The following is a 12,976-nucleotide window of genomic DNA, read 5'->3' as shown; positions in this document are numbered from 1 at the left end:
AGCCCCGGCTACGAACCTCCATCGGGGTCCAATTTTCGCCTCAGCGGCGCTCGCTCTCGCCTACAAACCAAAACCCAAACAGGCTCTAAGAGGAGTCTGCAATTCCCCGCCCTACTTCCACACGTCCCCCCTCACCCGCCCCACTTCCACAACGCACCTTCAATCGTGAGGCCCGGACCGAAGGCCATGGCTACGCCGTGGGTGCCAGTTTGCGGGCCGTGCTCCAGCATGCGCTTCAGAACGAACAGAATGGTGGGCGAGCTCATGTTGCCGTAATTGCGCAAGACCTCCAGCGAGTCGTGGACGTCCGCATCCGACAGCTCCAAGACCTCCTGCGCTTTATCGACGATGGCGCGTCCGCCGGGATGAATCGCCCAGAAGTCGACGGCGGCTTCGTTGGGGACGAGCGCATCCACGTAGTCAGGCAGGTGGTCGGCAATGACGCGGGGCACGCGTGAGGAGAGCCCCATCTGGAAGCCCGTGTCGCCGATGTCCCACGTCATGTACTCCATCGAATCGTCGTCCATCGTGGTACGCGAGTCGACGTATTCGAGCGCGCCGGTGGGTACGGTATCACGCTGCGAGACGATGGCCGCGGCACATCCGTCAGCGAAGAGCGCGTTTACGACGGCGGTTTCGAGCGCATCGTTCACCTGAAAGTGGAGCGTGCAGAGTTCGGCACACACGATGAGCACGCGGGCGTTGGGCTGAGACTGGCAGAAGCTGTGGGCTACGCGCAGTGCGTTAAACGCCGCGTAACAGCCCATGAATCCGATAAAGGTGCGCTGTGTGGTGGGGGGAAGCCCCAGTTCTTTGACAAGATGAATATCGAATCCCGGCGCAAAAAACCCGGTGCAGCTTACGCCGATGACGTGCGTGATATCGGAGGCATCGGTATCGGACTGCGCAAGCGCCTGCCGGGCGGCGCGCTGCGTGAGCGGCAGGATCGCCTCGCGGTACGTATCATTGCGATCGGACGTAGAGGGCGCGGGTTCGAGCGACCAGGTAGGAGGGAAGAACGTGAACTCCGCCGGGTCGTCTTTGGCAAAGTCGGCAATGGCCGAGTGGCGCTGGTCGATGGCCGTGCCGCGGTAGATCGCCGGGATGCGCGCGCGCAGCCGCTCGGGCAGCGACGTGATGCGCTGCATGAAGGCAGCGGCCTGGGGCTGCGGCTCGCGCGTCGGGGGCGTGGCCGTTGCGATGGTGTCGAGCACCGTGGGCATAACATTACTGCGTGTTAAGTGGAGGGGCAGAGGCGAGGCGCTGCTTGGCTTCGTCCCAGAGCGCATCGGCGTCTTCAAGCGAGATGTCGTCCCACGATCGGTCGGATTCGTGGAGTTTCGATTCAATGTACTGGAAACGCTCCTGGAAGCGGGCGTTCGTGCCGCGCAGTGCGTTTTCCGGGTTTATTCCAACCTGTCGTCCATAATTCACCAGGGCGAAAAGCAGATCGCCAAACTCCTGTGCTCGGGCCTTGGCATCATCAGACGCGTCGGCCTCCCGAAACTCGGCCAGTTCCTCTTCGACTTTAGCCCAGGTAGTTGCTGCGTCAGGAAAGTCGAATCCTACACCAGCGGCTTTCTCCTGCATCCGAAAGGCGCGCAAGAGCGACGGGAGTTGGGCAGGTACGCCGTCGAGCGCCGACTTGAGCGACTCGCTCGCCGTTCCATTGTCGGATTCCTGCTGTTTGATGCGCTCCCAGTTGGCCAACACCTCGTCGGGATCCTCCGTCTCCATATCTCCAAACACATGCGGATGCCGCCGCACCAGCTTGTCGATCTCGGCGTCGATCACATCCTGCACGGTAAAGCGGCCTGCTTCTTCTGCGATCGTGCTGTGAAAGAGCACATGCAGCAGCACGTCGCCCAGCTCTTTCTGAAGTTCGGTTGGGTCGCCCGACTCGATCGCTTCGACGACTTCGTACGCTTCCTCGATGAGCAGGTGTTTTACGGATACATGCGTCTGCTCCCGATCCCACGGGCACTCCTGGCGTAGCTGCCGTACAATAGAAGCCAGGTCGGTGTAGCGCCGGATGTGCGCTTCCGGCTCGCTGTACTGTGCATCGTAGATCGGTTTGTCAGACTCCGGAGGGATGGACATGAGACAAGTAGATTGCTGTAGGCGCGATGGCATTGAAAGTACTCATTACATGCAACGGCTGCTTTGATGGCGGGTTGCTTCCTTATATCCTTCTTGTGCCATCTGCTGGACCAGATGGTGCCGTAGGATGCTGTTTTATGAGCGGCTCTGGAACAAAGGATAGCACAGTGCTTAAAGTCCTATTCCTAAAGGCAGAGTGCAATGCAATCTGCTGGCGGATGCTCTTTCACTTATGGGGATGACACGGCTTCGACGGGTGGTTAACGCGCGGCGGGCTGTCCTTCCGAGCTCCCTAATATGCTCGTTAATCTCGTTAGGAACCTGTAAATGCGGACGATTACACGTACGCGATGGCGGCGTAAAGCCCCCATCTGTCTCCTGTAGGTTTGTCTGTCGACTTGCCTGAGACATCATATTAGACAGAATAGTCGTTCGACATACCGGCTGCATGTCGACCGGCGAAACTTGATCAGCCTTGGCCCTTCCTTGGCCTCGTGGACCGGCCACAGGGAAGGCGCGACAGCTTAAAATAGATCCACTATGAAGGTAGAGGCTTGACACGGGCGGCCATTCGGACCCGGGTTCGACTCCCGGCATCTCCACAAGATATGCATGTACACGTTTGCACGTGTACATGGCAACGATACAGAACGCCCCGCAGCGGATAGCCGCTGTGGGGCGTTTTTTATTTGTTAGGTAATTGTTGGTAGCGAGAGCACCAAATTCGGTTGCAGCGTTGCGGGGTTGGCGTTACGGCGTTGCTGCCATCGCCCCCGCCTGTACGAAGAGTGATTCGGCAGCGCCTGCTACCCCGGTGAATGCGACGCCAAGCACAAGCAACAGCACCGCACACACAGCAATCGCCGCAGTGGATGATACCGAGAGATTCGAAAACGCCCCCGCGGGCACCTGCTTCGCTGCTTCCACCTCATCGGCAGACTGCATGTAGAAGACGTAGATCACACGCAGGTAGTAGTAGCCGGACAGTGCACTGAAGAGAAGCCCGATTATCACGAGCCAGGTCAGTCCCGCGCTTACGGCAGGCGCAAAAATGAAGTACTTGCCGATGAATCCGCCGAACGGGGGAAAGCCAATCAGGCTAAACATGAACACCGCCATTGAGGCGCCGAGTACCGGGCGCTTCAGCCCAACGCCAGCCAGGGAGTCGAGCGTCTGCTCGCGCCCTGCTTTGCCGTCCCACTCCAGCAGAGCGAGCACACCAAAAGCACCGAGGTTCATGATTGTATAGACGAGCAAATAGAAGAGCGCACCGCTGTATCCGGCGGTCGTGCCGCTTGCCAGCGCCACGAAGATGTATCCGGCGTGCGCAATCGACGAGTACGCCAGCATTCGTTTTACGTTGCTCTGGCGAAGCGCCATAATGTTACCCACGGCCATTGTGATGAGCGCAAGCACCGCGAGCACGAGACTCCATTGCTCAGGGGGCAGAGCAAAGAACAGGACCAGAATAAGGGATGCGAACGCTGCTGCCTTTGAGGCAGTCGACATATAGCCTGTAAGCGTAGTGGGCGCTCCCTGATAGACGTCGGGCGTCCACATATGAAACGGCGCCGCGCTCACCTTGAACCCGAATCCGACAAGCAAGAGTCCGACGCCAGTCCAGAACAGCGGTGTTGCGCCGTCCGGGAAGGCGCCTGCCATCTCAGGCAGATACATTGTCCCGGTTGTGCCATACATGAGCGCCATACCGTACAGGAAGAATCCTGTTGAGAAGGCCCCCAGCAGGAAATACTTGAACGCGCTCTCGATGCCTCCGGCATCGTCACGCAGGAGCCCGGCGAGAATGTAGAGGCAGACGGACATTGTTTCAAGGCCTACAAAGATCGAGATGAGCGTGTTGGACGTCGCCAACATAATCATCCCAACAGTGGAGAAGAGCAAGAGAGCATACACCTCGCCGTAATTTCGCCCCATACGTCTCAGATAGGAGGGCGACAGAATTACAGTAAAGATTCCGGCTCCCAGCACCAACAGGTTGATGTAGGCCGCGTAGCCACCGGTACGTATCTGGTCGAAAAACGCCGTTTCTGAGGGGGTTCCGAGCTGAAACACCTCCCATAGCATGCCAAGGGCAAGCGCGCCCCCTGCGATATAGGGGATGCTACGGTGCTTATTACGGAAGGCCTCCACCAATACAATGACCAGGCCGGCAAGGCCAACAATCAGCATTGAGAAGATGGCGGGCAGGTCGGCCCACATCGTGGAGAAGTAGCCCGAAAGATCCATAGGGTTGGTTCGCTAACGGTAGTGTGTGGAAGGCAGCGACAGGAATGACGCGCCGTAAAGTACTCAAGTGGTATGTGCAGTGCGCAGCACCTATGCGTCTGGAGCTACAGCATCGATACGGCGGGCCAGTTCGAGGTCAAGTTCGGTGACCTGGTCATCAGCGTCGTGTGTTGTCAGCGTAATGTCGACGCTGTTGTAGACGTTGAAGAGCTCCGGGTGGTGGTTCAGCGCTTCGGCGTGAAACCCGATGCGCACAATAAAGGCGACAGCTTCCTGAAAGTCACTGCATGCAAAGGCCTTGGTGATGGTGTCTTCTTCGAAGACCCACCCCTCCATATCTGAGAGTGCTTCTTGAATGTCGTCGTGCGAGAGCGGCGTGCGGTCAGCCATAAGAAGCAGTCGGTTTAGCGGGAAGAAGTATCGAGAAGGTCATTCCGTAGAGCAGCCGAGGCGTCGGTGCCAAATAGCGGAGCGGGTGTCTCAGGTCCAGCCTGTGTTGAAGGCGCTGCCAGCGCCTGAGCGCCAGTCTGGGCCTCAGCGGCGTCAACGGCTGCAACGCGCTTGGTCTCAATGGTCTCTAACAGGAAGTCCGTTGTCGGTGCCGTCTGGTTCAGGAACGGCTGCGGGAAGAAGCCCATCACGATCATCAGCACAGCAAGAGGAGCCATGAGCAGGAACTCGCGCGGCGTCATGTCTTCCATTTCAGCGTTTTCGGGGTGCGTGAGCTCACCAAAGAACGTCTGCGACACCATGTGCAGCAGGTAAACAGCGGCCAGAATAACTCCGGTAGTAGCCAGCGCGATAAGCATGGGACTGTCGAGGACTGTACTCTTAAACGCCCCAAGCAGAATCATGAACTCGCCTACAAAGCCGTTCAGTCCGGGGAGCCCAGCAGAAGCCAGCACCGACAGGATCATGAACGTGGTAAGGATGGGCACAGAGGTCGCGAGTCCGCCGTAATCCTTCATGAGGCGTGTGTGGCGGCGCTCATAGAGCATACCAACCAGCAAGAAGAGCGCACCGGTCGATATGCCGTGATTGATCATCTGAATGACGGCGCCCTGCATCGCTTCCGTAGTGAATGCAAAGATACCGAGCACCACGAACCCAAGGTGGCTAACGGAGGAGTAAGCAACGAGCTTTTTGGCATCGGGCTGTACCCGGGCCAGCAGGGCTCCGTAGATGATGCCGATTACGGCGAGCGCACCGATCAGGACCGCTGCGCTTTGGGCTGCATTCGGGAAGAACGGGAGGCAGAATCGGATGAGGCCGTACGTTCCCATCTTCAGCAATACGCCAGCCAGAATGACCGACCCGCCGGTGGGGGCTTGCACGTGCGCATCCGGAAGCCAGGTGTGGAGCGGAAAGAGCGGCACTTTGATCGCGAAAGCGAGCGCGAACACGAAGAAGAGCCAGGTTTGCGTGCCAAGCGGAATGGTGTACGCAAGCAGGTTGTACCAGTCGGTGGTAAAGCCGATGCCCTGTGCGGCGCCGGCTGCAAAACCGAGGTAGAGCACGCCACCCAGCATCAGCAGCGACCCTACGAGCGTATAAATCACAAACTTGATGGCAGCGTAGATCCGATCTTCGCCTCCCCATATGCCGATGATAAAGTACATCGGGATGAGAGTGAGCTCAAAGAAGACGTAGAAGAGCACCAGGTCGAAGGCGGTAAACACGCCCGTGATGCCTGTCTGCAAGATCAGCAGCAGCGCGTAGTAGCCTTTGTGGTTGCTATCGATGTAGTACCACGACGAGAGCACGACAATGGGACCGAGTAGCGTAGTGAGCAGCACCAGCAGCACGTTGAGCCCATCGATGCCCACGAAATACTTGGTGTCGACACCTTCTGGAAACCACCCGTCGACAATGTGCGCCAGCTGGGGGCCGGTAGCTGTGCTCACCGCCGGGTCGTACGCCATAAACAGCGCGATAGAAGCCACGAACGTTGCTACGGTCGTGCCGAGCGCCGTCCATTTAACGGCTCGTGCTGAGGGCAACGCTAAAAGCGCCAGCGCCCCCAAGAGCGGCAGAAAGATAACCAGTGATGTGAGCATGGCAGGATCCATGTATTCCGCTACGTTAAGCCGTAAGAAAACAGGTTGAACAGGACCTCTCTATCTGATCTATCTGAGAGGGATGCAAGGGCTTATCCAAAGACCATCAGTCCAATCACAAGGATGACACCCAGCACGAGCATAAGCGCGTAGTTCTGGATCAGCCCCGTCTGGATGCGACTCACGCCGTTGCTAAGCGACTGTGCAAGGGATGCGATGCCGTTGACAGCTCCGTCGATCATCGTAGTGTCCATCGGCTGCAGCACCTTTTTCGAGCCGTTGATGAGTCCATCGGCTAGCACCTCGTTGTACATGTCGTCAATGCGGTACTTCACGTCCCACAGCGTGTAGAGGCCACCGAGACGTGCCTTGAGGGCATCGTCGTATGCCATCGCCTGGTCTGACCCGTAGGCCTTGTAACCCCAGAAGGACCCTCCGATTGCAACGAGTGAGCCGAGGCCTACGAGCGCCCATTTCAGCGCCAGTGGCACCGAGGCCAACTCTGTCGGTTCAGCAACGGGGCCGCCATAGGGCTCACCGAGAAAGTGGTGAATCCAGTTCAGGTCTCCGCCCTGAATGACAGCGGGAAGACCGATGTATCCGCCGACGATGGAGAGTCCGGCCAGAACCCAGAGGGGCATGGTCATTGACGACGGCGACTCGTGCGGATGCACGGTATCGGCATCGGGCCAGCGCGGTGTGCCTTCGAATGTAAGCATGTAGGACCGCAGCATGTAGAACGCTGTCAGCAGCGCTGTAATGACGGCAATAGCCCATACTGCGTAGCCGTAGAACGCACCGCTGTAGCCCATCTCGAATGTCTTGAACAAGATCTCATCTTTCGAAAAGAAGCCCGCCAACAGCGGAATACCCGCAATGGCCAGCGTGGCGATGAGATAGGTCCACCGCGTAGAGGGCATGTAGTCTTTGAGTCCACCCATCGTGCGCATGTCTTGCGGGTCGAATCCGGCTACATTATGGCCTTTTTCTTCGAGCTCATGCTCGACATGCTCCATTGAGTGAATTACGCTTCCGGAGCAGAGAAAGAGGCAGCCTTTAAAAAAGGCGTGGGTTACAACGTGAAAGATGGCCACGAAGAACGCCCCAACGCCAGCCGCCATGAACATAAACCCAAGCTGCGAGACGGTCGAGTACGCCAGCACCTTCTTAATATCGTTCTGGGTGATGGCAATTGTGGCGGCTACGATAGCAGTTAGTGCACCGACGATCGCAATGAGAGCCATGATCGCCTCCACTTCGAGCACGATCGGCGACAGGCGCGCCAGCAGGTAGAGCCCGCTGGTAACCATCGTGGCGGCGTGAATGAGTGCCGACACGGGGGTCGGTCCGGCCATAGCGTCTGGCAGCCACACGAAAAGAGGAAGCTGGGCGCTCTTTCCGGTTGCGCCGATAAAGAGGAGGAGCACAATGAAGCTCAGCACACCCGTTTCAAGGCCAGGCCCTTCCTCCAGAATTGTACCGAAGTCAAGCGAGCCAAGGTGAAAAAACAGGAGGAACATCGCGAGCAGGAAGGCAAAGTCACCGATCCGGTTCACGATGAAGGCTTTGCTGGCAGCTGCGCTGTTTTTAAGATCTGTGTACCAGAAGCCGATCAGAAGATATGAGCAGAGCCCTACGCCTTCCCATCCCAGAAACAGCACCAACAGGTTATCGGCAAGGATGAGGTTAAGCATGGCAAAGATGAAGAGATTCAGGTACGCAAAGAAGCGCCAATACCCGGAGTCTCCATGCATGTAGCCGGTAGAGTACCAGTGGATGACGCTCCCCACACCGGTAACAACGAGCAGCATGATCAGCGATAGCTCATCGATCCGGTACGCAAAGTCGACAGATAAGTCGCCGGCTGCCATCCACGTAAAGTAATTGACGATGATCGCATCGCCGGGGTATGTAGCAAAGAGATAGACCGCGAGCGCAAACGGGATGGCAACCGCTGCGGTGCCTACCGCGCCAATGAGTCCTTCTTTCGTACGCAACTGCGGCTGAAACAACGGCAGTACGCCACAGACCAGTGCACCGGTCAGTGGAAGCAGAAGAATAAGTCGTACCAGCAGTTCGGGATCCATGCTCGGGGGCGTAAAACAGCGTTCGGATGGAGGCGGGACAGTCGTTACGTAGGGGGACGTTATTCAGCGTCCCCGCTGGCTACAATGCCAGATCAGGCACGTAGCTCTAAAATCAGTGTTTGAACAAGTTGATGTCGTTGATATTCACTGTGCGCTTGTTGCGGAAGAGTGCGATGATAATCGCAAGCCCAATAGCTGCTTCGGCAGCAGCCACCGAAATTGAGAAGAACACCAGCATCTGCCCGGTCGGATCGGCTAGCGACTGGCTAAACCCAACAAGGGCTACGTTCACCGCATTGAGCATAAGCTCGACGCACATCAGAAGCACAATGGCATTGCGCTTGATGAGCACACCAAGCACACCAATCGTGAACATTACGGCACTGAGTGCCAGGTACCAATCGAGAGCGACTTCCATGGGTCAAGCAGCGGAAGCGTGAACGTAGACAAACGAAGGCGACGAGCCAATGGCGAGCATGCCCATCCTATTCAAAACTACGCTGAGCAAGCATCACAGCGCCAATCGTAGCGGCAAGAAGCAGAATCGCTGCTACTTGCAGATGCAGCGCGTACTCCGTGAAGAGCATGATTCCCAGCGTCTCTGCTGACCCCGTTTCGGCGGTCATAACAGGGGTGGCAGGCTCTAATGAGATGTCGAACCCTACCAGGATGACATATAGCAACTGCACAAGCACCACAACGCCAAACAGGAAGCCAACTATAGGCCCCCATCCGATGTCGCGCGGACTCGGCAATGCATCAAGGTTCAGGAGCATTATCACAAATAGCACCAGCACCATGATTGCCCCGGCATACACCAAAATCTGAATGACGCCAATGAAAGAGGCGTTCATGGTCAGGTAGAGCCCTGCCACGCACAGCAGATTCAATATAAGCGAGAGTGCACTATAGATAGGGCTCCGTGCAATGAGGACGCCTACCGCTGAAGCAACAGCGATGATGGCGAGCGCAAAAAACGTAAATGATGCGAGAGCCATGAGTGCACACAAACGGGTAAGACATACAGTTACTCAGCAACAGGTCAGACCGTGGGCCGGCTATTTGACCTGCAACGCAAAGTAGGGAAGTCCCCCCGTATGGGCAAGCGTACAGGCGGTTAATCCCAGATGAATACGCTCTATCGGTGTGCTGCCGGCACACATTTACGCCCTGTTCACTGCTCGTGCGCACCATATTCATAGCACAAGCTCTCTTGGGATTCGACCTTTCACCTGCGCTCTTTAATCAGTGGCTGCCAACAGCAAAAAGGGTACATCGGTGGCCTCTGCTCTTGCAACACCGCTATGTCCATGAAGCCATTAAAAAAACCAAAGCCGAGCCTTGAAAAAGGCCCGGCTTCAGGTCGTGTTGTTCGTTGCGATGTTCGGCGTGTCAGAAAACCGCTTCAGGAGTTAGGCAGAAGCAGGGACTGTAGAAGGCGCCGACGTCACGGAGTCGGGCTCTTCTTTCACATAGAGCACAAGCAGGATGGTGAAGATATACTTCGCAATGATATCCAGTCCGCTATAGGCCCAGGAGGTTGCTCCTACTTCAAGCAGCGCAAGTCCTTCGTTGCCGAAGGCCCACACAATTGGATAACCGAGCCACATCACGACGGTGAGCAGCTTCAGCGTATTGAAGATATCTCCAGTTCCTTTCTTCTCAGCTTCGCGAGGCCATTCGACCAAGAGGTAGTACAGTACGCCGATGAAGAACGCAGTACTCAGGGCGTACCAGAACCAGCGCATCGCCAGGCTGCTTGTGGTGAGCGCAGCAGCCAGACCGGTCAGACACATAAACACGTCAAGCACGATTGCGGAGAAGATCTTATCGGTCGTGCTCCCCGCCAATAAGCCAAGCGCCAGTAAGATGAAGGGGGTTGAGAACGCCCAGGTGAGATAGCGCCCCCAGAGCGACAGCACTTCTTCGCCGGCCAGTGGGTGCCCTTCAGGCATCACGAGCGTGTCGATTGTTAACCCCGATGCCAGCCCCATGTAACTGGATATTGAAACGACCGAGATCATGAGCGTCGCCATCGTAATCAGATTGGCGCGCGAGTCTTTAATGCTGCGCGACATGAGCGCAATTACGATAATCGTGAGCCCTGCCAGTGCAATATTGACATAGATTGACGATGCCAATGCGGTATTTTCCAAGACCGCTTCATACATATTCATATTGCTTTATGTACCTATTGTAGGTAGATAACGAGTCGCTATTCAATGGCATTTGCTATCTAAGTTATATTGCCACTCACATAAAGAAAATAGTAGTCTGTACAAAGGCAATCTGCGCAAGCTGGTTAAGGTGATTGTTACATCACCGCGCCCCAACCAGCAGAGCCGCACTGTACATTTTCTGATAATGATCGGTATTGGACACTATCTCCTTATGCTCATCACATTTGCACTGAGACCCGAGGCAGGCGGTATGTTTCTGGGGGCTGTTCAGGGGGATGTGAGTGTTCGCCAACGGCGCCGTTAATTGTCACAGACAGGTGAAAGGCCTCCTCAAAGAGCTCTTTCACCTCGCGCACGGCCCAGGTCTCCAACTCGGGGTCGTCTTTCGTGCGCACGTCAATTGCAAGCGTCTCGTCGCTTGCCGAGGCAGACAAAACGGTTACGTTTTGGTAGTGACTCCGATCAAGCGCTTCGGCAATGCGAAGAATACCGGCAAGCTGGGCTACCCGCTTCTGGTCGCGTGGCGCCAGACGGCCGTAGTGAGGATGCGACGGCAGAGGGTGTTCAGCCCGGTGGTAGCGTGCCACGAGCGAGATAAGATCGACCTCCCCGTTGTAAAACCCCCGCAGGTCGGCGTGGCGTATCAGGTACCGTGAGTGCAGGTGGTGATCGGAGTGGCTTATGTAGTAGCCCACGTCGTGCAAGATTGCTGCATACTCCAGAAGCTCATGGTCTTCAGGCGGCCCGGCATACCGGTCGATACACTGCTGAAACAGGTAGAGCGCCGTAGCCGCCACATGCTGAGTATGCTTCTCATCCCAGTCAAACCGAAACGCCACCTCATGAATGCTCCGGCGCCGCACATCGGCGTATGGAGCAATTTGTTGCAGGCGCTTATGGTTTGCATCGATAAACTGTACCACCATCCCCTCACGAAGTGCATGCGCCGATACATGAATCTCTTCGAAAGGATGTTCACGGAGAAGTACGTCCAGTAAGACCGCCCCAGCCCCTACCTGCCCGACCCGCTTCATCGACACCGCCGGCAGCGTTTCCCGTTCTTCGGCGGTAGTGCCGATGATAAAGTCCAGCGTCTCCTGAAAGCGATCAATAGGCACATCGACCTCAAACACCGATGTGTCGGCCTCTCCGTTCTGGTCCAAACACACACGTGCCAGGCTCTTCACCGTACCCGATGAGCCGACAAGTGAAACAACCCCGTGCGTATCCATGGCCTCCAGCACAGGCGCCATCTCGGTACGAAAGTGGTTGCAAAGCGCTTCCTGGTTGGCCGCAGACATAGGGTCTGAATCAACAAAAATCTCGGTCATGCGAGCAGCCCCCAGCTTCAGGCTGGTAGCATAATGCACAGTGTTGCCCGTGCATACGACGAACTCAACCGACCCGCCCCCGATGTCAACGACCACCGACGGACGACTCAGATCGACGGCGCGGCGCACTCCTTCATAGATGAGGTGGGCCTCTTGAGCACCACTAATCGGCTCGATACGGAGCCCAATCTCGTTTTTCACCTGCGTGATGAAGTCGCCACCGTTGGCCGCTTCGCGGATTGCACTGGTAGCACAGGCTGAAAATGATTGCGCCCCCTGCCCTTTCGCCAGCAGATAGATACGTTTCAGTGCTTGCAGCCCGCGCTCCATGGCAGCGTCGGCCAACCGGCCTTCAGCTAACCCGTTATCGCCAAGACGCACCATCTCTTTCATGCGATCAACGACCTTGAAGCTGCCATTTGCATACGCATCCACAATGATGGCATGAAACGAGTTGGTGCCCAGGTCGATCACGCACACACGCATCGGCGCAGGCACCGACTGCGTTTCGTAGGTTGTATGAGGCACATGAGGACAGACAGCCCGAAGCATCGATTCATCCATAGATCGGCTGAGGAAGGTAAGGAGACGAAGTACACGTATCGTTCAATAGAAATGATGCGCAGCGGAATAAGTTACATATACGTGTTATGAAACCAGAAGCAGAGCTCAGCACGCCCCTCCCCACAAACGATCTCAAAAGCTCCTGGAAGCCAACAAGCCACCAGCAAGTTATGAGACGCTTTCCTTTATTTGTGCTTCTCTAAGTGCCCGCTCTGGCAATCTGAAACTCTCTCGGGCGAACGGCAGTCGCCCTTGCCCTTCTCGCCGAGAAAGCCCATCTCGGGCGGCAATGACCGGCGGTGCCATGCAACGCTTCTGACCCCTGATCCATGGCATGCTTCCACGTAAAACGACATCAACCTCCTTAGTGGTTTGATCTCTCATGCAAACTGGCCGCTTTCATTGGATAC

The 12,976-nt window shown here is 56.5% G+C and carries 10 protein-coding genes and 1 other RNA gene; 1 reads left to right on the top strand and 10 read right to left on the bottom strand.

The window, feature by feature from the left end:
* Positions 1-131: 131 nt before the first annotated feature.
* Both ACZ48V_RS04920 and mazG read right to left on the bottom strand, forming a co-directional pair.
* Positions 132-1,223 (bottom strand): type III polyketide synthase, encoded by a 1,092-nt coding sequence (locus ACZ48V_RS04920; protein WP_464542153.1) that lies wholly within the window; start codon positions 1,221-1,223, stop codon positions 132-134.
* Positions 1,224-1,227: 4 nt separating this feature from the next.
* Positions 1,228-2,100: a nucleoside triphosphate pyrophosphohydrolase gene (mazG, locus tag ACZ48V_RS04915; protein ID WP_464542151.1), complete on the bottom strand. Its 873-nt coding sequence runs from the start codon at positions 2,098-2,100 to the stop codon at positions 1,228-1,230.
* Positions 2,101-2,334: 234 nt separating this feature from the next.
* Here mazG and ssrA point away from each other — a divergent pair.
* Positions 2,335-2,705: a transfer-messenger RNA gene (gene ssrA / locus ACZ48V_RS04910) on the top strand.
* A 145-nt stretch (positions 2,706-2,850) separates the two neighbouring features.
* On the opposite strand, the gene ACZ48V_RS04905 is transcribed toward ssrA, so the two are convergent.
* The 8 genes from ACZ48V_RS04905 to ACZ48V_RS04870 form a co-directional block, all read right to left on the bottom strand.
* Positions 2,851-4,347, bottom strand: coding sequence for an NADH-quinone oxidoreductase subunit N (locus ACZ48V_RS04905; protein ID WP_464542149.1), 1,497 nt, complete (start codon positions 4,345-4,347; stop codon positions 2,851-2,853).
* 90 nt (positions 4,348-4,437) lie between these two features.
* Positions 4,438-4,737, bottom strand: a complete 300-nt coding sequence (locus tag ACZ48V_RS04900; protein ID WP_464542147.1) for a 4a-hydroxytetrahydrobiopterin dehydratase — start codon at positions 4,735-4,737, stop codon at positions 4,438-4,440.
* Between the two features lie 14 nt (positions 4,738-4,751).
* A complete protein-coding gene (locus tag ACZ48V_RS04895; RefSeq protein WP_464542145.1) occupies positions 4,752-6,416 on the bottom strand; it encodes a complex I subunit 4 family protein in 1,665 nt (554 codons plus the stop codon).
* Between the two features lie 80 nt (positions 6,417-6,496).
* Positions 6,497-8,491 carry an NADH-quinone oxidoreductase subunit L gene (gene nuoL / locus ACZ48V_RS04890; RefSeq protein WP_464542143.1) on the bottom strand — a complete coding sequence of 665 codons (1,995 nt, stop codon included), beginning with the start codon at positions 8,489-8,491 and terminating at the stop codon, positions 6,497-6,499.
* A 112-nt stretch (positions 8,492-8,603) separates the two neighbouring features.
* On the bottom strand, positions 8,604-8,909 hold the full coding sequence (nuoK, locus tag ACZ48V_RS04885; RefSeq protein WP_464542141.1) for an NADH-quinone oxidoreductase subunit NuoK: 306 nt from the start codon (positions 8,907-8,909) through the stop codon (positions 8,604-8,606).
* Positions 8,910-8,976: 67 nt separating this feature from the next.
* A complete protein-coding gene (locus tag ACZ48V_RS04880) occupies positions 8,977-9,489 on the bottom strand; it encodes an NADH-quinone oxidoreductase subunit J (RefSeq protein WP_464542139.1) in 513 nt (170 codons plus the stop codon).
* A 414-nt stretch (positions 9,490-9,903) separates the two neighbouring features.
* The gene (locus ACZ48V_RS04875) at positions 9,904-10,662 is read right to left on the bottom strand and encodes a bacteriorhodopsin (RefSeq protein WP_464543102.1); all 759 of its coding nucleotides are present in this window, start codon (positions 10,660-10,662) and stop codon (positions 9,904-9,906) included.
* Between the two features lie 227 nt (positions 10,663-10,889).
* Complete coding sequence (locus tag ACZ48V_RS04870) at positions 10,890-12,530, bottom strand: Ppx/GppA phosphatase family protein (protein WP_464542137.1); 1,641 nt, start codon at positions 12,528-12,530, stop codon at positions 10,890-10,892.
* Between the last annotated feature and the right edge of the window lie 446 nt (positions 12,531-12,976).

This window comes from Longimonas haloalkaliphila, from assembly GCF_055379825.1.
The sequence above is the reverse complement of the archived record's forward strand: the minus strand, read 5'-3'. Positions and strand labels throughout refer to the sequence as shown.